Below are 19,180 nucleotides of genomic sequence, written 5' to 3' on the forward strand. Positions count from 1 at the left end.
GCCTCTCAGCGCCGATGGTACTGCGACCGGGAGGTCGTGGGAGAGTAGGACGCCGCCGGACATCCTTTCGCCTAGGGCGACCCTCTTCGGAGGGTCGCCCTAGAGCCATTTCCGAACCTACTCGGTCGGCCTGGACCCGTCCGTGGGCACTCGGACGAGGCGCGGCGGAGAGCCTCAGAACGACCGCATGATCGCGCCGATGCTGGACTTCGGCTGAAACGACGTCGCCTTCTCGGGCAGCCGGCGACCCGCGGCCACGACGGCGTCGACCGCGTCGTACGTCAGGGCCGGCACCAGCACCACGGTGCGCTCCTCGACGCCGCGCGCGGGGGAGGTCAGCCGCGCCAGCGCCGCCTCAGCGGTGTGGTGGAACTCGACCCGGTGCTCGGGCACGTGGGGGAGCAGCTCCCGGTGCAGGACCTCCACGGGCGCGAAGGGACTGGACTCGGGGACCGTGACCGCCCACGAGCGCTCGCCCGTGGTGATGACGAGCGTCCGCTGGTCCAGCCCCACCACCGGGGAGGCGTCGCCCAGGTCGCGGAGCTCGCCGATCCCCAACCGGCGGACCGCGCCAACGAGGTCGCTCGCGTCCACGCCGTGCAGCACGCGGTGGATGGCCCCCAGGAAGAGCGGGGTGTCGGACTGGTCCACCGCCATGACGAGACCTCGGTCCCAACCGGGCTCCGACTCCTCCGCGTCGAGCAGCTGGTACGCCGCCAGCCGGTGGTGCCCGTCGGCCACGAGCAGCCGGGCGTCGCGGAACGAGGCGGCCAGCTCGGCGATCGCCGACTCCTCGGTCACGGCCCAGAAGCGGTGCCGCTGGCCGGCCCGGTCCACGTAGTCGGTCAGGGGGCGGCTCAGCGTCGCTGCGTCGACCAGGTCGCGGGTGGGTACTCCGGCGCGGTGCGCGAGGAGGATCGGCGCGGGGTTGACCCGCATGGCGTGCATCCGTGCGGCGAGCTCCTCGGCCTGGTGCCGGTCGACGTCCTCGTGGGGCACGATCCCCGGTCCGGCCAGCGTGGCGGCGGCCCGGTGGACCGACGCCAGCCCGACGACGGCGCGGACGGCCAGGCCCTGGCTGCTGTACTCGTGCACGTAGAGCGCCGGGCGCTCGTCCTGCACCAGGTTGCCCAGGCGCCGCCACCGCTGGATGCGCTCGGGCACGGCGCGGTGGGGCCGGGCGAGGAGCCGGGCGGACGCGGGGTCGCCGACCCGTCCCGGCGAGAGCCGCGTCGCGGCGAAGGGGTGCAGCTCGACGGGAGGACCGACCGCCGGGGCGATGGTCACGTCGTCGGGCTCCACCGAGGCATCGTAGGGTGCCGCGGCAACCGGACCGACGAAAGGGGCGACCCGTGCTGGCCACCACCGAGGGACCACTGGGCGAGGCCCACGACCTGGTCATGCTCGACCTGGACGGCGTCGTGTACGTCGGCGGGGAGGGCGTGCCGGGCGCCGCCGCCCACCTGGCGGAGGTGCGCTCACGGGGGACCCGCCTCGCCTTCGTCACCAACAACGCCTCGCGACCGCCGGGCGTCGTGGCGGCCCACCTGGGGGAGGTCGGCGTACCCGCGGAGGTCGCGGACGTCGTCACGTCCGCGCAGGCCGCAGCGGTGCGCCTGCACGCCCGCTGGGGCGCCGGGGCCCGGGTCGTGGCCCTCGGGGCCGCCGGCCTGGTCGAGGCCCTGGAGGAGGTCGGGCTGGTGCCCGTCGGGGCCGAGGACGAGGCCGTCGCCGTCGCCACCGGCTACGGGCCCGACGTCGTCTGGCGTGACCTGATGACGGTCGCCGTGCGGATCCGTGACGGACTGCCGTGGACGGCGAGCAACACCGACGGGTCGATCCCGACGCCCCGCGGTCCGGCTCCCGGGCACGGGGTGCTGGTCGCCATGCTCCAGGGCTTCACCGGCGTCACCCCCGAGGTGGCCGGAAAGCCGTCGCCGCCGCTGCTCGAGACGACCATCGAGCGCTGCGCCGCCGAGCGCCCCCTCATGGTGGGGGACCGGCTCGACACCGACATCGACGGCGGCATCGCGGTCGACGTCCCCACGCTGCTCGTCATGACCGGGGTGTCCGGGCTCGCCGACCTCGCGACGTGCGCGGCGGGGCACCGACCGTCGTACCTCGCCGCCGACCTGGGCGGGCTCCTCGAGCCGCAGCCCGCGGTCGAGGTCGTCGACGGCCGCGTCGACCTGGGCGGCTGGAGCGCATCGGTCCCGGACGGGCGCCTGGTGGTGGAGGCCCGCACGGAGCCGGCCGGCACGCCGTCGGACTGGTGGCGCGCCGCGTCGGTCGCCCTGTGGCACCACCTGGACACGACGGGTGAGCCCGCCGACGTCACCGCCGTCCACAGGCCGGGGCTGCCGCCGTACGACGGGGGTGCCGGCAGGTAGCCTCGGCGACATGTCCGACTCCCGCCCCGCGCCCCCGGTCGACCTCGACGACCGCGTCGGTCCGGTCGTCGTGGAGCCGACGGGCGACGCGGACGTCGACGCGGTGGTGGCCCAGCTCGCCGCCCTCGACGGCGCCCCCGTCAGCGAGCACGTCGCCGTCCTCGAGAGCGTCCACGCCGGTCTGCGCCGCGTGCTCGACGGCACGACGGCCGGGTGACCCCGCTCGATGCCTCCCCGCCGCCTGCGGCTCGACGCCGAGCTCGTGCGTCGCAGCCTCGCCCGCTCCCGTGAGCACGCCAGCACCCTCATCGCCGACGGTCGCGTGAGCGTCGCCGGCGTCGTCGCGACCAAGCCCGCGACCGGCGTGACGACGGACGCGGCGATCGTGGTGCGCGAGGACCCGGGCGGTCCGGAGTACGTCTCCCGCGGCGGCCACAAGCTTGTCGGCGCCCTCGACGCCTTCGGCCCCGCCGGTCTCCTCATCGAGGGTCGGCGCTGCCTGGACGCCGGCGCCTCCACCGGCGGTTTCACCGACGTCCTGCTGCGCCGCGGGGCCGCCGAGGTCGTCGCGGTCGACGTGGGCTACGGCCAGCTCGCCTGGTCGGTGCGGCAGGACCCGCGCGTCGTCGTGCGCGACCGCACCAACATCCGCGACCTCGACCTCACCACCACCGACGGGCCCGTCGACCTGGTCGTGGGCGACCTGTCGTTCATCTCGCTCGTGCTGGTGCTCGACCCGCTCCTGGCGGTGACCGCGCCCGACGGTGACCTCGCGCTGATGGTGAAGCCCCAGTTCGAGGTGGGCAAGGACCGCGTCGGCAAGGGCGGTGTGGTGCGCGACCTCGCCCTGCGCGCCGAGGCGGTCACGACGGTGGCGGACGCCGCCGCCGCCCGCGGCTGGGGCGCGCGCGCCGTCGCCACGAGCCCGCTGCCGGGCCCGTCGGGCAACGTCGAGTTCTTCCTGTGGCTGCGCCGCGGGCCCGCCGAGATCGACGCCACCCACATCCTCGAGGAGGTCGCCCGGTGACCACCGACGTGCCCACGGACGCCCGCAGGGTCCTCCTGCTCACCCACACCGGCCGGGCCGGCGCCCGCGTGGTGGCCGAGGAGTTCTGCCGCGCGCTGCACGCCGGCGGTCTCGAGGTGCTGGTGCCGGCGGACGAGGCGCCCGACCTCGACCTCGACGAGGGCGCCGTGCGCGTCGTCGAGGACGACGACCTGATCGACGCCGGCCTCGAGCTGGCCGTCGTCATCGGCGGCGACGGCACGATCCTGCGCGCCGCCGAGCGCACCCGCGCCTCCGGGACGCCGCTGCTGGGGGTGAACCTCGGGCACGTCGGCTTCCTGGCGGAGGCCGAGCACGACGACGTGGCCTCGACCATCGAGGCGATCGTCGAGCGGCGCTACACCACCGAGGAACGGCTCACCCTCGAGGTCACCGTGGTGGTGGGCGGCGAGGTCGTCGAACGCACCTTCGCGCTCAACGAGGCCTCCGTCGAGAAGGCCGCCCGCGAGCGGATGCTCGAGCTGGTGCTGGAGATCGACGGCCGCCCGCTCTCGCGGTGGGGCTGTGACGGCGTCGTGCTCGCGACGCCGACGGGGTCCACGGCGTACAACTTCAGTGCGGGCGGACCGGTGGTGTGGCCCGAGGTCGAGGCCCTGCTCATGGTGCCGATCTCCGCGCACGCCCTGTTCGCCCGCCCGATGGTGGTGGCGCCGACCTCGGTGCTGGCCGTCGAGATCGTCACCCCCGGCGCCAGCGCGGGGGTCCTGTGGTGCGACGGGCGGCGCACCGTCGACCTGCCGCAGGGGGCCCGCATCGAGGTCACCCGCGGGACGCGGCCCGTGCGCCTCGTGCGGCTGCACGCCTCGCCGTTCGCGGACCGCCTCGTCGCCAAGTTCGGCCTGCCCGTCGAGGGCTGGCGCGGGGCCGCCGAGCGCCGGCTGCGGGACCTGGCTGCCGACGCCACCGCCGCCACCGCGGCGGACACCGACGCCACGGCCGCCCTGAGCACCCCGGCGAGCCCCGGCGGTGCCGCCGCCGTCCCGGCCGAGCCGGCCGAGGTGACGGGGGAGCCCGGTGCTTGAGGAGATCCGCATCCGCTCGCTCGGGGTCATCGACTCCTCGACGCTGACCCTGGGCCCCGGCCTCACCGTCGTCACGGGTGAGACGGGAGCCGGCAAGACCATGGTCGTCACCGCCCTCGGCCTCCTGCTCGGCGGTCGCGCCGACAGCGGTGCTGTGCGGTCGGGCTCCAAGGCCGCGCGCGTCGAGGGGGTCGTGCTCACCGGTGGGCTCGACGAGTTCGCCGCCGCGGTGGAGGAGACCGGCGGTGTCGTCGAGGACGACCGCGCCGTGCTCGCCCGCAACATCTCGGCGGAGGGTCGCAGCCGGGCGTACGCCGGCGGCGCCACCGTCCCCGTCGCCGTCCTGGGGGAGCTCGCCCAGCCGCTCGTCGCGGTGCACGGCCAGTCCGACCAGCACCGGCTGCTGCGTCCCGCCGCCCAGCGCGAGGCGCTCGACCGCTTCGGCGGCGCGCGGGTCGCGGAGGCCGCCGCGGCGTACCGGGAGCTGCACGACGCGCTCGTCGCGACGGAGCGCGAGCTCGCCGACGTCGTCGCCTCGAGCCAGGAGCGCGCCCGCGAGGCCGAGCTGCTGCGCTTCGGCCTCGACCAGATCGCGGAGGTCGCGCCCAGCGCCGGCGAGGAGGACGAGCTGGCCGCGGAGGAGTCGCGGCTGGGGTACGCCGACGAGCTGCGCACCGCCGCGGAGACCGCCCGCGAGGCGCTGTCCAGCGAGGTCGGCAGCCCCGACGCGCTCGGCGCGATGGCGGCGGCCCGCAGCGCGCTCGACGGCGTCGCCGAGCACGACCCGGCGGCCGCGGCGCTTGCCCAGCGCCTCGCCGAGGTCGGCTACCTCGTCACCGACCTCGCGGGGGACGTGGCGTCGTACGCCGCGGGGGTCGAGGTCGACCCCGCCCGCCTCGCCGCCGTCTCGGAGCGCCGCGCCGCGCTCATCGCCCTCACCCGCAAGTACGGCGACACCATCGCCGAGGTGCTCGCCTGGTCCGAGCGCTCGGCGCGCCGGCTGACCGAGCTCGAGTCCGCCGACGACAGCATCGAGGAGCTGCGCGAGCGGCGCCGCGCGCTGCGTGAGCAGCTGGCCGAGGTGGGCGCCCGCCTCAGCGACGCGCGCACCGAGGCCGCCGGGCGCCTCGCCGAGCGCGTGGAGGCCGAGCTGGGCCACCTCGCGATGCCGCACGCCCGCTTCCGCATCGAGGTGCGGCAGCAGGAGGTCGCCCCCGGCCCCGGCGGGGCGGACGGTGACGCCCCGGACGCCCCGGGCACCACGTCCGGCGACGAGCGCACGCCGCTGCAGGTGGGGGAGCGCGTGCTCCGCTTCGCCCGCCACGGCCTGGACGACGTCGAGATGCTCCTCGCCGCCAACACCGGGGCCGACCCGCGCCCGCTGACGAAGGGTGCGTCGGGCGGTGAGCTCTCGCGCGTCATGCTCGCCCTGGAGGTCTCGCTCGCGGCGACGAGCCCCGTGCCCACGTTCGTGTTCGACGAGGTCGACGCGGGCGTCGGCGGCAAGGCGGGCATCGAGATCGGGCGCCGCCTGGCGGGCCTGGCCGTGCACAAGCAGGTGCTGGTGGTGACGCACCTGCCGCAGGTGGCGGCGTACGCGGACACCCACGTGCTGGTGCGCAAGGAGAGCGACGGCTCCGTGACGAGCTCGGGCCTCACGGTCCTCGACGAGACCGCGCGCGAGCACGAGCTCTCGCGGATGCTGGCCGGGCTGGAGTCCTCCGACACCGCCGTCGCCCACGCCCGCGAGCTGCTCGCCAGCGCCGCGCAGGACCGCGCGGCCGCGGCCCGCGCCTGAGGCCCCGGGAGCGCCGCCGGGGGCAGCCGCGGCACGAGACGGAGGGCACCGCGACGCGCCCGTCCCGCTTGCCGCCCGCGGGGCCCGGGCGCTGTCACCATGGACGGGTCATGAGACTGCGCACCCGATCCGACGGCCACGACGTCCTCCCCGGCACGACCGGCACCGCACGCGTCGGACGACGCGTCTCGGCGCTGCTGCCCCGACTGCGGAAGGGGGACGTGGCCGTCGTCGACCTGGTCGACATGGACAGCTCGACGGCCCAGTCGCTGGTCGACGTCGGTGTCGTCGCGGTGCTCAACCTGCAGTCGATGATCTCCGGGCGCTACCCCAACCGCGGCCCCCAGGTGCTGGTCGACGCCGGCGTGGTCGTCGTCGACGAGCTCGGCTCCGTGGGCGGGCTGCGCGACGGCGCCGGCGTGCGGGTGCACGAGGGCCGGGTGTACGTCGGCGACGCCGCCGAGGCGGTCGCGACGGGGCGCGCGGTCGACGCGGCCCTCGTCACGCGCCAGCTCGAGGCGGCCCGCGAGGGCCTCACCAGCCAGCTCGACACCTTCACCCACAACGCCAGCGAGTTCCTGCGCCGCGAGCAGGACCTCCTGCTCCACGGCCAGGGCGTTCCCCTGCCCGCGACCCCCATCGAGGGCCGCCCGGTCGTGGTCGTCGTCCGCGGGGAGGACAGCGCGGCGCAGCTGGAGGGCCTGTCGCGCTTCCTGCGCGAGCAGCGCCCCGTGCTCGTCGGCGTCGACCGCGCCGCCGACGACCTGCTCGAGGCCGGCCGTCCGGCCGACGTGGTCGTGCTGAGCAGCGGCCTCGACGCCGCGCTGCCCACCACCAAGGCGCTCAAGGCCGCCACCGACGTCATCGCCGTCGTGCCCGAGGGCATCAGCCGGGAGGCGTCCGCCCAGCTCGACCGGCTCGGCGTGCGCCCCCGCAAGGTGCAGACGCAGGCCACGGCGGAGGACGTCGCGCTGCTCGTGGCCGACCGCCAGGAGGCCTCGGTCATCGTCGGCGTCGGCGTCGGCGCGACCCTCCACGACTTCCTCGACCGGCAGCGCGCCGGTCTCGCCAGCACCTACCTGACCCGGCTGAAGGTCGGCCCCCGCCTGGTGGACGCGGCGGCCGTGCCGACGCTCTACTCCGGCCGGGTGCGCCCGGTGCACCTGCTCCTGCTGGTGCTCGTGGGCCTCGTCGCCCTCGTCGCCGCCATCTCCGTGACGCCCGTGGGCCAGGAGTGGGGCGACGACCTCGCCTCCCGGGCCCGCGACCTCGTCGACTACCTGCAAGGACTCTTCTCGTGATCACGTTCCGCCAGCACCTCGTCACCCTCGTCGCCGTCTTCGCCGCCCTGGCGGTCGGGGTCGTCCTCGGCGGGGGCCCGCTCTCGGAGGTCGGGCGCAACGAGCCGGCGGCCGCCCCGAGCACCACCCGCTCCGACGACGGGCTGCGCGCGTCGTACGGCGACGAGTTCGCGGCCAGGGCCGCGCCCGCGCTCTACGGCGAGCGGCTCTCGGGGCAGCAGGTGGCCCTGGTGACGCTGGCCGGGGCCGACCCGGAGGTCGTCGACGGCGTCGTCGGCCAGGTCGAGGCCGCGGGCGCCCAGGTCGCGGCCCGGTACGACGGTCGCGAGCGGCTGACGCTGCCCGACGACCAGGGCATGGCGGACTCCCTGGCCACCCGCCTCGTCGAGGACCTCGAGCTCGCGGAGACCGTGCCGAGCGACCTGCCCTCGCACGAGCGCGTCGGCCGCCTCGTCGGCCGGGCCATCGCGAGCACGCAGGCCGAGGGCGAGGAGGCGGACGCCGCCGCGGGCACGATCCTCGAGGCGCTGCGCACCGGCGAGATGCTCGACGGCCCGGCCACGGCGCCCGGCCGGGTGCCGCTCGTGCTCGTCGTGCTCGGCGAGGACCGCGACGACCCGCAGGCCAACGCCCTGGTGGCGGGCCTGACCGAGGGTCTCGCCGCAGCCGCCGCGGGCGAGGTCGTCGTCGGCACCACCGCGTCGGGCGAGGACGGCACGCTGGCCCAGCTGCGCTCCGAGGTGGAGGGCGTGAGCACCGTCGACGGCGGCGACACGACCGTCGGCCAGGTGTCCACGGTCCTGGCCCTGGCGGCCGCCCTGGACGGCACCACGGGGGCGTTCGGCGCCTCCGGGGCCGACGGCGCCGTTCCCGTCGGCTGAGCGCCGCCGGATCTCGGGTAGGGTGGAAGCCCGTGAAGCACTCGACGCCCACGAAGCACGTATTCGTCACCGGGGGCGTCGCCTCCTCCCTCGGCAAGGGGCTCACGGCCTCCAGCCTCGGCAACCTCCTGAAGGCCCGCGGGCTGACGGTGACGATGCAGAAGCTGGACCCGTACCTCAACGTGGACCCCGGCACGATGAACCCCTTCCAGCACGGCGAGGTCTTCGTCACCAACGACGGGGCCGAGACCGACCTGGACATCGGTCACTACGAGCGGTTCCTCGACACCGACCTCAACCAGATCGCGAACGTCACGACGGGGCAGGTCTACTCGACCGTCATCCAGCGTGAGCGGCGCGGTGACTACCTGGGCGACACGGTCCAGGTCATCCCGCACATCACGAACGAGATCAAGGACCGGATGCTCGCCATGGGCGGGGAGGGCGTCGACGTCGTCCTCCACGAGATCGGCGGCACGGTCGGCGACATCGAGTCCCAGCCGTTCCTCGAGTCGGCGCGCCAGGTGCGCCACGAGGTCGGGCGCGACAACTGCTTCTTCATCCACGTGTCGCTGGTGCCCTACATCGGCCCGTCGGGCGAGCTGAAGACCAAGCCGACGCAGCACTCCGTGGCGGCCCTGCGCTCGATCGGCATCCAGCCCGACGCCGTCGTGTGCCGCGCCGACCGCGACCTGCCGGTCTCCATCAAGCGCAAGATCGCGCTCATGTGCGACGTCGACGACGAGGCCGTCATCACCTGCGCCGACGCGCCCTCGATCTACGACATCCCGAAGGTGCTGCACCGCGAGGGCCTCGACGCCTACGTCGTGCGCCGCCTCGACCTGCCGTTCCGCGACGTCGACTGGTCCTCGTGGGACGACCTGCTGCGCCGCGTGCACCACCCGGCCGAGGAGGTCACGGTCGCCCTCGTCGGCAAGTACGTCGACCTGCCCGACGCCTACCTGTCCGTCGCCGAGGCGCTGCGCGCCGGCGGGTTCGCGCACGAGGCCAAGGTGCACCTGCGCTGGGTGCCCTCCGACGAGTGCGCCACGCCGGCCGGTGCCGCCCGCGCGCTGGAGGACGTCGACGCGATCTGCGTGCCCGGCGGCTTCGGCATCCGTGGCCTCGAGGGCAAGCTCGGCGCGCTGACGCACGCCCGCACCCACGGCGTACCGACGCTCGGGCTGTGCCTGGGCCTGCAGAGCATGGTCATCGAGTACGCGCGGAACGTGGCGGGGCTCGGCGCCGCCGACTCGACCGAGTTCGACCCCGCCACCCCGGAACCGGTCATCGCGACCATGGCCGAGCAGGCGGCGTACGTCGAAGGGGCCGGCGACCTGGGCGGCACGATGCGGCTGGGGCTCTACCCCGCCGACCTGGCCGAGGGCTCGATCGTGCGCGAGGTGTACGGCACCGGCCGGGTCGAGGAGCGCCACCGCCACCGCTACGAGGTCAACAACGCCTACCGCGCGCAGCTGGAGGAGGCCGGGCTCGTGTTCTCCGGCCGCTCGCCCGACGACGAGCTGGTCGAGTTCGTCGAGCTGCCGCGCGAGGTGCACCCGTACTACGTCTCCACGCAGGCGCACCCCGAGCTGATGTCGCGCCCGACGCGCCCGCACCCGCTCTTCGCGGGCCTGGTGCGGGCGGCGCTCGTGCGCCAGCGCGAGCTGCTCATCCCGATCGACGGAGGCGAGTGACCCGGTGACGGACGAGCAGCGCGCGGCCGGGCCCGGCGGCACCGGGGAGCCCGGCGAGCCCGGCGGGCTCCGGGACGAGCCGGCCGCCTGGCCGGTGGAGTCCAGCGAGGACCTCCACCGCGACGGGTGGGTCGTCGCGCTGCGGGCCGACCGGATCCGCCGCCCCGGCGCCGACGACGAGGCGCCGTTCCGGCGGATCGTGCTCGAGCACCCCGGCGCCGCGGTGATCCTCGCGGTCGACGACGCGGACCGCGTGCTGTGCCTGCGCCAGTACCGCCACGCCGCCGGCATGCGCTTCGTCGAGCTGCCCGCGGGCCTGCTCGACGTGGCGGGGGAGCCGGCGCTGGAGGTCGCGCGCCGCGAGCTGCGCGAGGAGGCGGCGTACGAGGCGGAGCGCTGGACGCACCTCGTCACGACGTACCCCTCGCCCGGGATCAGCAGCGAGAAGGCCTCGATCTTCCTGGCCGAGGGCCTGCGGGCCACCGACCGCGGCGACTTCGTGCTCCAGCACGAGGAGGCCGACATGGAGATGCTGTGGGTGCCCTTCGCGGAGCTGCTCGACGGCGTGCTGGCGGGCCGCATCACCGACGCGCCCGTGGTGATCGCCGTGCTCGTGCTGCACGCGCGCCGCACCCGCGGCGCGGCCCCCGACGGGGTCGCCCCGGCCGGTCCGGAGCCGACGTCCTGAGCGCGGCCGTCGCCGTCGAGCGCGCCGTCGCCATCTACCTCGACCACCTCACGGTCGAGCGGGGCTCGGCGCGCAACACCCTGGTCTCCTACCGCCGGGACCTGCGCCGGTACGCCGCCCACCTCGCCGCCCGCGGCATCACGACCCTCGACGCGGTCACGACGCCGGTCGTCGCGGACTTCCTCGTCGCGCTGCGCACCGGCGACGACGCGCACCCGCCGCTCGGTGCCAGCTCGGCGGCGCGCACGCTCGTCGCCGTGCGCGGGTTCCACCGGTTCGCGCTGCGCGACGGCCTCGTCACCCACGACCCCGCCGCCGAGGTCAAGCCGCCGACGCCGACCAAGCGGCTCCCCAAGGCGCTGCCGCTGAGCGACGTGGAGGCGATCCTGGACGCTGCCGGCGCCGCGGGCACGACGCTCGCTCTGCGCGACCGCGCGCTGCTGGAGGTGCTCTACGGCACGGGCGCGCGGATCTCCGAGGCGGTCGGCCTCGACGTCGACGACGTCGACCGCACCGAGGGCACCGTCTGGCTGCGCGGCAAGGGCGGCAAGGAGCGCATCGTGCCCGTCGGGTCGTACGCCCTCGACGCCCTCGACCGCTACCTGGTGCGCGCCCGTCCCGAGCTCGTCGCGACGGGCGGCGGCACGCCCGCGCTCTTCCTCAACGCCCGCGGCGGGCGGCTGTCGCGGCAGAGCGCCTGGACGGTTCTCGTCCGCTCCGCCGACCGCGCCGGCGTGCAGGCCGACGTGTCGCCGCACACCCTGCGCCACTCGTTCGCCACCCACCTGCTCGACGGGGGCGCCGACGTCCGCGTCGTGCAGGAGCTCCTCGGCCACGCCTCGGTGACCACGACGCAGATCTACACGCTCGTGACCGTCGACAACCTGCGCGAGGCGTTCGCCCTCGCGCACCCCCGCGCCCGGTGAAGGAGCCGCTGCTCGCCGTCGTCGACGCCGCGGGCCCCGACCCCGACGCCCTGTACGACGGGTTCGCCGCCTGGGCGCAGGAGCGCGGCGTACCGCTGTACCCCCACCAGGACGAGGCCGTGCTCGAGCTGCTGGGCGGGGCGAACGTCGTGCTGGCCACGCCCACCGGGTCGGGCAAGTCCCTCGTCGCCGCCGCTGCGCACGCCGCTGCGCTCGCCCAGGACCGCGTCAGCTTCTACACCGCGCCCATCAAGGCGCTCGTCAGCGAGAAGTTCTTCGACCTCTGCGCGCTCTTCGGCGCCGAGAACGTCGGCATGCTCACCGGCGACGCCGCGGTCAACGCGGACGCGCCGATCATCTGCTGCACCGCGGAGATCCTGGCCAACCTCGCGCTGCGCGAGGGCGAGGGAGCCGACGTCGGCCTCGTGGTCATGGACGAGTTCCACTACTACGGCGAGCCCGACCGCGGCTGGGCCTGGCAGGTGCCGCTGCTGACGCTGCCGCACGCCCAGTTCCTGCTCATGTCCGCCACGCTGGGCGACACGACGGCGATCCGGGAGGACCTGACGCGCCGCACCGGCCGGGAGACCGCGCTCGTCGCGGATGCGCCGCGCCCCGTGCCGCTCGACTTCCGGTGGTCGCTGACCCCGGTGGGGGAGACGCTCGAGGAGCTCGTCTCCACCCGGCAGGCGCCCGTCTACGTCGTGCACTTCACCCAGGCCGCGGCCGTCGAGCACGCCGTGAGCCTCGTCGGTCCCGGCGGGCTGACCGTGCTGACGGGCCGGCGCGACGAGGCGTGGAAGGAGCAGAAGGCCCGCATCGCGGCGCACCTCGGCGACTTCCGCTTCGGCGCGGGCTTCGGCAAGACGCTCTCGAAGCTGCTGCGCTCCGGCATCGGCGTGCACCACGCCGGGATGCTGCCGCGCTACCGCCGCCTCGTCGAGCAGCTGGCCCAGGAGGGCCTCCTCGCCGTCATCTGCGGCACCGACACGCTCGGGGTGGGCATCAACGTGCCGATCCGCACGGTGCTCTTCACGGGCCTCGCCAAGTTCGACGGCTCGCGCCAGCGCGTGCTGCGCACCCGCGAGTTCCTGCAGATCGCCGGCCGCGCCGGCCGGGCGGGCTTCGACACGATGGGGTACGTCGTGGTGCAGGCGCCCGAGCACGTCATCGAGAACGAGCGGGCCAAGGCGAAGGCCGAGGCCAAGAACGCCGCGATGGGCGAGGAGAAGCGCGCAAAGCGCAAGAGCAAGGCGCAGCTGCGCAAGCCGCCCGAGGGCACGATCGTGTGGTCGGAGCAGACCTTCGACAAGCTGGTCGCCGGGGCGCCCGAGCCGCTCGCCTCGCGGATGCGGATCACCAACGCCATGCTGCTGGCCGTCCTCGCCCGCCAGGAGGACGCCTTCCCCGTGCTCCGTCGCCTGCTGACGGACAACCACGAGGACCGGCGCAACCAGCTGCGCCTGGCCCGGCGCGCCCTGCGCCTGACCCGCAGCCTGCTGACGTCCGGGGTGGTGCGCCGCCTCGACGAGCCGGACGTCCACGGTCGCCGGTACGTGCTGACCGAGGCGCTGCCGGTCGACTTCGCCCTCAACCAGCCGCTGGCGCACTTCGCGCTCGCCGCGCTCGACGTGCTCGACCCGGAGTCCCCGACGTACACCCTCGACGTGGTCTCGACGATCGAGGCCGTCCTCGACCCGCCGCGCCAGGTGCTGATGGCCCAGCAGTTCGCGCTGCGCGGCGAGGCCGTGGCCGAGATGAAGGCCGACGGCATCGAGTACGAGGAGCGCATGGCGCTGCTCGAGCAGATCACGTGGCCGCAGCCGCTGCGCGAGCTGCTCGAGGGCGTCTACGAGGTCTACCGCACGGCCCACCCGTGGCTGCCGGAGGACGCGCTGTCGCCGAAGTCCGTCGTGCGCGAGATGTACGAGCAGGCGATGAGCTTCACCGACCTGGTCTCCCGCTACGGGCTGGCGCGCTCGGAGGGCGTGGTGCTGCGCTACCTCTCCGACGCCTACCGCACCCTGCGCAACACCGTGCCCGCCGCCCACCGCACCGACGAGCTCGAGGACATCGTGGCCTGGCTGGGGGAGACGGTGCGCCAGACCGACTCCAGCCTGGTCGACGAGTGGGAGGCGCTCGGCTCGGACGACCCCGAGGCGGTACGGCGGGCCGCGGCCGAGCGTGCCGCCGGCGTCGCCCCGGTGCCCGGGGGGAGCCGCCCGCTGTCGGCGCAGCCCGCGTTGCGCGTGATGGTGCGCAACGCCGCGTTCGCCCGGGTGCTGCGCTTCGCCCGCGACGACCTCGACGGGCTGGTGCGCGCCGAGCGGCTCGCCGCCGACCGCGTCGACCCGCCGCGGCAGGTGCTCGTGGGCCGCTCGGTGTGGGACGCGGCGCTCGAGGAGTACTTCGCCGAGCACGACGAGGTGCGCACCGGGGCGGACGCCCGCGGGCCCGCGATGCTCGACGTGGTCGAGGACCGCGGCCCCGCGCCGGGCCACCCCGACGGGGAAGACGCGCCGGTCGTGCGGCTGCTGCGGGTGACGCAGGTGCTCGACGACCCGGCCGGCCACCACGACTGGATCATCGAGTCGGCGGTCGACCTCGACGCGACCGACGAGACCGGCGAGCTGCTGCTGCTCACCACGGCGGTGCGGCGCCGCTGACGCGGGGTGGGGGCGGTTGTAGAGTCGCCCGCGGGTCGTGTCGCCGAGTCGACAAACCCGGGTCCCCGGGCCCGGTGCGCGCCGACCTGCCCGCAGCACCAGGACCGACCGTCCGCCACCGTGGAGGAGCCAGACCGCGTGACCGACCCCCTGCCGTTCGCCACCGACTCCGCCGGCACCGAGCGGCTCGGGCCCACCGGCAGGCCGCTCCCGGTCTTCCCGGAGCCCCCGCCCGTCACCCACCACGGCAACGGCCGCGTCGTGGCGATGTGCAACCAGAAGGGCGGCGTCGGCAAGACCACGACCGCCATCAACCTGGGCGCCGCGCTCGCCGAGCTGGGCCGCACCGTGCTGCTCGTCGACTTCGACCCGCAGGGCTCGCTGTCGGTCGGCCTGGGCCTCAACCCGCACGAGATGGACCTGTCGGTCTACAACCTCCTGATGGAGCGCGACGTCACGATCGACGACGTCGTGGTCGAGACCGGTGTGCCGGGCATGGACCTGCTGCCGTCCAACATCGACCTGTCGGCGGCCGAGGTGCAGCTCGTGCACGAGGTCGCCCGCGAGCAGACGCTGGCCCGGGTGCTCGCGCCCGCCGTCGAGCGGTACGACGTCGTGCTCATCGACTGCCAGCCCTCGCTCGGCCTGCTCACCGTCAACGCCCTGACCGCCGCCGACGGCGTCATCGTGCCGCTGGAGTGCGAGTACTTCGCCCTGCGCGGCGTGGCCCTGCTGAAGACGACCATCGACAAGGTCGCGGAGCGGCTCAACCCGCGCCTCACGATCGACGGCGTGCTCGGCACGATGTACGACGGGCGCACCCTCCACGGGCGCGAGGTCATGGAGCGCCTGGTGCAGGCCTGGGGCGACACCGTGTTCCACACCGTCATCCGCCGCACCGTGAAGTTCTCCGACTCCACCGTCGCCGGCGAGCCGATCACGAGCTACGCCTCGAAGTCGACGGGAGCCGACTCCTACCGCCAGCTCGCGAAGGAGGTGCTCGCCCGGTGGCCCGGCGCGTGAGCCTGCCGCCGGCCGACGACCTCTTCCGCCCGACCGCGCCGGCCGCCGACGACGCCGCACCCGCCCCGGCGGCGCCGGCAGCCCCCGCGGCCCCGGCCGCCCCGGACGAGCAGCCGGCGGGCCCGCGTCGACCGAGCGGGCGCGTCAAGCACGACGAGAAGATGACGGTCTACGTCACCTCGGCCGAGCTGCTGGACATCGAGCAGGCGCGGCTGCGGCTGCGGGCCGAGCTCGGCACGGCGGTCGACCGGGGACGGCTGGTGCGCGAGGCCGTCGCCCTGGCCCTGGCCGACCTGGAGGAGAACGGCGACGCCAGCGCGCTCGCGCGACGCCTGCGTGGCGAGGGATGACGCTCGCGGACCCCGAGCCCACCGGTGACGCGGCGCCGGCCTTCGCGGTCCGCCTCGACAACTTCGAGGGGCCCTTCGACCTCCTGCTCAACCTCATCGCGAAGCACCGGCTCGACGTCACCGAGGTCGCCCTGTCCCGGGTCACCGACGAGTTCATCGCGCACGTCAAGGCCGGCGGCCCGGTGTGGGACCTCGAGCAGACGACGTCGTTCCTCCTGGTCGCGGCGACCCTGCTCGACCTGAAGGCGACGCGGCTGCTGCCCTCCGCCGAGGTGGAGGACGAGGAGGACCTCGCGCTGCTCGAGGCCCGCGACCTGCTGTTCGCCCGGCTGCTGCAGTACAAGGCCTACCGCCAGGTCGCCGGCGTGCTCGAGCGCCGGCTGGCCGAGGAGTCCCTGCGCCACCCGCGCGCCGTCGGGCTCGACGAGCGCTTCGCCACCCTGCTGCCGGAGGTGCTCATCGGCATCGGGCTGGAGGAGTTCGCCCGCCTCGCCGCGCGGGCCTCGGCGCCCCGCGCGGCGCCCGAGGTGTCGCTGGCCCACATCCACGCCCCGGCGGTCAGCGTGCGCGAGCAGGCGGCCGTCGTGGTGGCGCGCCTGCGACGCCAGGGCGCGCTGACGTTCCGCTCCCTCGTCGCCGACGCCCCGGACACCCTGACGACCGTCGCCCGCTTCCTGTCGCTGCTCGAGCTGTTCCGCGAGGGCGTCGTCGCCTTCGACCAGGCGGTCGCGCTCGGCGAGCTCACCGTGCGCTGGACCGGGGACGAGGCGACCGACGTGGAGATCACCGACGAGTTCGACGGCACGCCCGTGCCGGCCCAGGAGGACCGATGACGACCGAGCCCGACGGCCCGGCCCCCGACCCCGGCGTCGACCTGGACGCCGCGTCCCTGCGCCCGGCGCTGGAGGCGGTGCTGATGGTCGCCGACCAGCCGCTGCCCGCCGTGGTGCTCGCCGCCGCGCTGCGGCGCTCCGTCGACGAGGTCGAGGCCGCGCTGCGCGACCTCGAGGCGGGGTACGCCGCGCAGCGGCGCGGCTTCGAGCTGCGCACCGTCGCCGGGGGCTGGCGCTACTACACCCGCGAGGAGTTCGCGCCCGTCGTCGAGCGCTTCGTGCTCGAGGGACAGTCGGCCCGCCTGACCCAGGCGGCGCTGGAGACGCTGGCCATCGTCGCCTACCAGCAGCCCGTGTCGCGGGCCCGCGTCTCGGCGGTGCGGGGCGTCAACGTGGACGGCGTCATGCGCACCCTGCTCGCCCGCGGCCTCGTCGAGGAGGCCGGCCAGGACGAGACGAGCGGCGCGCACCTGTACCGCACGACGTCGTACTTCCTGGAGCGCATCGGGATCACCTCGCTCGACGAGCTGCCCGAGCTCGCGCCGTACCTGCCCGCGATGGACGACCTGGAGGAGCCCGGACGATGAGGGAGATCGAGACCGACGCCGAGGGACTGGTGCGGCTGCAGAAGCTGCTGGCGCAGTCGGGCGTGGCGTCGCGCCGCCGCTGCGAGGAGCTGATGCTCGACGGCCTCGTCGAGGTCGACGGCGAGGTCGTCACCCGCCTCGGCACCAAGGTCGACCCGCGCACCGCCGTCATCCGCGTCGACGGCGAGCGGCTGCCGCCGATCTCCGACCACGTCTACCTCGTGCTCAACAAGCCGCGCGGCGTCGTCTCCACGATGAGCGACCCCGAGGGCCGCCGCACGCTGTCGGACCTGGTGGCGGACCGGCCGGAGCGGCTGTTCCACGTCGGGCGGCTCGACACCGACACGAGCGGGCTGCTGCTGCTCACGAACGACGGCGACTTCGCCCAGCGGATGGCGCACCCGTCGTACGAGGTCGACAAGACCTACGTGGCCGAGGTGGAGGGCGACGTCAGCCGGGAGACGCTCACGCGGCTCCGCGAGGGCGTCGAGCTCGAGGACGGGCCGGTGACGCTCACCGGCGTGCGCCTCGTCGAGCGCGGCGCGGGTGGGGCGAAGGGCCGCTCCATCGTCGAGCTCGTGCTCCACGAGGGCCGCAACCGCATCGTCCGCCGCCTGCTCGACGAGGTGGGGCACCCGGTGCGCCGCCTGACCCGCACCCGCATCGGGCCCGTGGACCTGCGCGGCATGCGGACGGGCGAGCTGCGCGCGCTCACCCGCGAGGAGCTCGGCGCGCTGCTCGACAGCGCCCGGCTCTGACCGATCGGCCGTCACCGACCGGGTGGTGGCCACCCGGCCATGACCCCCGGACGCGGGCAGTAGCCTGTGCCGGTGTCCGAGGCGTCCCACCCCGATCTCCCGTCCGGGGGGACCGCACCGGCCCCCGGCACCGTCCTCGTCGTCGGAGCGGGGCTGATCGGCACCTCCGTCGCCCTGGCGCTGAGCGCGGCCGGCCACGAGGTCCTCGTCACCGACGCGCAGCCGGAGAACGTCCGCACGGCCACCCAGCTCGGGGCGGGCCTCGACGCGGCCACCGTGCCCGACGCCGACGTGGCGCTCGTGGTCGTCGCGGTGCCCCCGGACGCCCTCGGCGCCGTCGTCACCGACCGCCTGCTGCGCCACCCCCGCGCCGTCGTCACCGACGTCGGCAGCGTCAAGGAGCAGCCGCTGCGCGAGGTGCTCGCGGGGCCGGCCGCCGGCGAGGTCGCGCGGTACGTCGGGTCGCACCCCATGGCGGGCAGCGAGCGGTCCGGCCCGCTGGCGGCGACCTCGACCCTGTTCGAGGGACGGCCCTGGGCGATCACGCCGCACCCGGAGGCTCCCCGCGCGGCGGTGGAGCTCGTCGAGGCCGTCGTGCGCACCTGCGGCGCCGTGGTCGTGTGGCTGACGCCCGCGGAGCACGACCGCGCGGTGGCGCGCACCTCGCACGTGCCGCACCTGCTCTCCGCCCTGGTCGCGGGGCGGCTCGCCGACGCGCCGGAGCAGCACCTCGCGCTGGCCGGGCAGGGGGTGCGGGACGTGACCCGCGTCGCCGGCGGCGACCCCGCGCTCTACGGCCAGATCGTCGCGGGCAACGCGGACGCCGTGCTCGACCTGCTCACCGAGGTGCGCGCGGAGCTCGACCGGGTCATCGCCGCCGTGGGGGAGGGCGACCGCCGGGAGCTGGGCGCCGTGCTCGACCGCGGCGTCGCCGGCACGCGCGCCATCCCCGCCAAGCACGGCGCGCCGCGGCGGCCGCTGCGCTCGGTCTGGGTGTCGGTCCCCGACCACCCGGGCGAGCTGGCCCGCCTGTTCGCCGACGCGGTGGCGAGCGGCGTCAACATCGAGGACATCCGCATCGACCACGACCCGGGTCGCCCGACCGGTCTCGTCGAGCTCGTCGTCGACGCGACCCGGGCGGACCACCTGCTGGCCTCGCTCGAGGAGCGGTCCTGGGTGACGCACCGGTAGGCT

Annotated in this window: 18 protein-coding genes; 17 read left to right on the top strand and 1 reads right to left on the bottom strand. The window is 75.3% G+C overall.

What is annotated here, in order from left to right; genetic code table 11:
• Positions 1-174: 174 nt before the first annotated feature.
• A complete protein-coding gene (locus tag ACOACO_RS11045) occupies positions 175-1,302 on the bottom strand; it encodes a DUF1015 family protein (RefSeq protein ID WP_420296334.1) in 1,128 nt (375 codons plus the stop codon).
• A gap of 50 nt (positions 1,303-1,352) precedes the next feature.
• Here ACOACO_RS11045 and ACOACO_RS11050 point away from each other — a divergent pair, with 50 nt between their 5' ends.
• From ACOACO_RS11050 to ACOACO_RS11130, 17 genes are all read left to right on the top strand, one after another.
• On the top strand, positions 1,353-2,390 hold the full coding sequence (locus tag ACOACO_RS11050) for an HAD-IIA family hydrolase (RefSeq protein ID WP_420296335.1): 1,038 nt from the start codon (positions 1,353-1,355) through the stop codon (positions 2,388-2,390).
• A 10-nt stretch (positions 2,391-2,400) separates the two neighbouring features.
• Positions 2,401-2,607, top strand: coding sequence for a hypothetical protein (locus tag ACOACO_RS11055; protein WP_420296336.1), 207 nt, complete (start codon positions 2,401-2,403; stop codon positions 2,605-2,607).
• Positions 2,608-2,616: 9 nt separating this feature from the next.
• Positions 2,617-3,417: a TlyA family RNA methyltransferase gene (locus ACOACO_RS11060; RefSeq protein WP_420296337.1), complete on the top strand. Its 801-nt coding sequence runs from the start codon at positions 2,617-2,619 to the stop codon at positions 3,415-3,417.
• Positions 3,414-4,478, top strand: a complete 1,065-nt coding sequence (locus ACOACO_RS11065) for an NAD kinase (RefSeq protein WP_420296338.1) — start codon at positions 3,414-3,416, stop codon at positions 4,476-4,478. The genes ACOACO_RS11060 and ACOACO_RS11065 overlap by 4 nt, the downstream gene beginning before the upstream one ends.
• Positions 4,471-6,276: a DNA repair protein RecN gene (gene recN / locus ACOACO_RS11070; RefSeq protein ID WP_420296339.1), complete on the top strand. Its 1,806-nt coding sequence runs from the start codon at positions 4,471-4,473 to the stop codon at positions 6,274-6,276. Before ACOACO_RS11065 ends, recN begins: the two co-directional genes overlap by 8 nt.
• Positions 6,277-6,386: 110 nt before the next feature.
• Positions 6,387-7,577 (top strand): putative cytokinetic ring protein SteA, encoded by a 1,191-nt coding sequence (gene steA / locus ACOACO_RS11075; protein WP_420296340.1) that lies wholly within the window; start codon positions 6,387-6,389, stop codon positions 7,575-7,577.
• Entirely contained in the window at positions 7,574-8,458 is an 885-nt protein-coding gene (locus ACOACO_RS11080) for a copper transporter (RefSeq protein ID WP_420296341.1), read from the top strand. Before steA ends, ACOACO_RS11080 begins: the two co-directional genes overlap by 4 nt.
• 32 nt (positions 8,459-8,490) lie before the next feature.
• The gene (locus ACOACO_RS11085; RefSeq protein WP_420296342.1) at positions 8,491-10,155 is read left to right on the top strand and encodes a CTP synthase; all 1,665 of its coding nucleotides are present in this window, start codon (positions 8,491-8,493) and stop codon (positions 10,153-10,155) included.
• 4 nt (positions 10,156-10,159) lie between these two features.
• Positions 10,160-10,843 (top strand): NUDIX domain-containing protein, encoded by a 684-nt coding sequence (locus ACOACO_RS11090; RefSeq protein ID WP_420296343.1) that lies wholly within the window; start codon positions 10,160-10,162, stop codon positions 10,841-10,843.
• Entirely contained in the window at positions 10,840-11,769 is a 930-nt protein-coding gene (gene xerD, locus ACOACO_RS11095; protein WP_420297217.1) for a site-specific tyrosine recombinase XerD, read from the top strand. The genes ACOACO_RS11090 and xerD overlap by 4 nt, the downstream gene beginning before the upstream one ends.
• Positions 11,766-14,435: a DEAD/DEAH box helicase gene (locus ACOACO_RS11100; RefSeq protein WP_420296344.1), complete on the top strand. Its 2,670-nt coding sequence runs from the start codon at positions 11,766-11,768 to the stop codon at positions 14,433-14,435. The genes xerD and ACOACO_RS11100 overlap by 4 nt, the downstream gene beginning before the upstream one ends.
• Before the next feature lie 138 nt (positions 14,436-14,573).
• Entirely contained in the window at positions 14,574-15,458 is an 885-nt protein-coding gene (locus tag ACOACO_RS11105; protein WP_420296345.1) for a ParA family protein, read from the top strand.
• The gene (locus tag ACOACO_RS11110) at positions 15,443-15,808 is read left to right on the top strand and encodes a hypothetical protein (RefSeq protein ID WP_420296346.1); all 366 of its coding nucleotides are present in this window, start codon (positions 15,443-15,445) and stop codon (positions 15,806-15,808) included. Before ACOACO_RS11105 ends, ACOACO_RS11110 begins: the two co-directional genes overlap by 16 nt.
• Positions 15,805-16,641, top strand: coding sequence for a segregation and condensation protein A (locus tag ACOACO_RS11115; protein ID WP_420296347.1), 837 nt, complete (start codon positions 15,805-15,807; stop codon positions 16,639-16,641). Before ACOACO_RS11110 ends, ACOACO_RS11115 begins: the two co-directional genes overlap by 4 nt.
• Positions 16,638-17,228, top strand: coding sequence for an SMC-Scp complex subunit ScpB (gene scpB / locus ACOACO_RS11120; RefSeq protein ID WP_420296348.1), 591 nt, complete (start codon positions 16,638-16,640; stop codon positions 17,226-17,228). Before ACOACO_RS11115 ends, scpB begins: the two co-directional genes overlap by 4 nt.
• Positions 17,225-17,986, top strand: a complete 762-nt coding sequence (locus ACOACO_RS11125; protein ID WP_420296349.1) for a pseudouridine synthase — start codon at positions 17,225-17,227, stop codon at positions 17,984-17,986. Before scpB ends, ACOACO_RS11125 begins: the two co-directional genes overlap by 4 nt.
• 72 nt (positions 17,987-18,058) lie before the next feature.
• Complete coding sequence (locus tag ACOACO_RS11130; protein ID WP_420296350.1) at positions 18,059-19,177, top strand: prephenate dehydrogenase; 1,119 nt, start codon at positions 18,059-18,061, stop codon at positions 19,175-19,177.
• Positions 19,178-19,180: the final 3 nt, after the last annotated feature.

This window comes from Nocardioides sp. CPCC 205120, from assembly GCF_048654585.1.
GTDB lineage: Bacteria > Actinomycetota > Actinomycetes > Propionibacteriales > Nocardioidaceae > Nocardioides.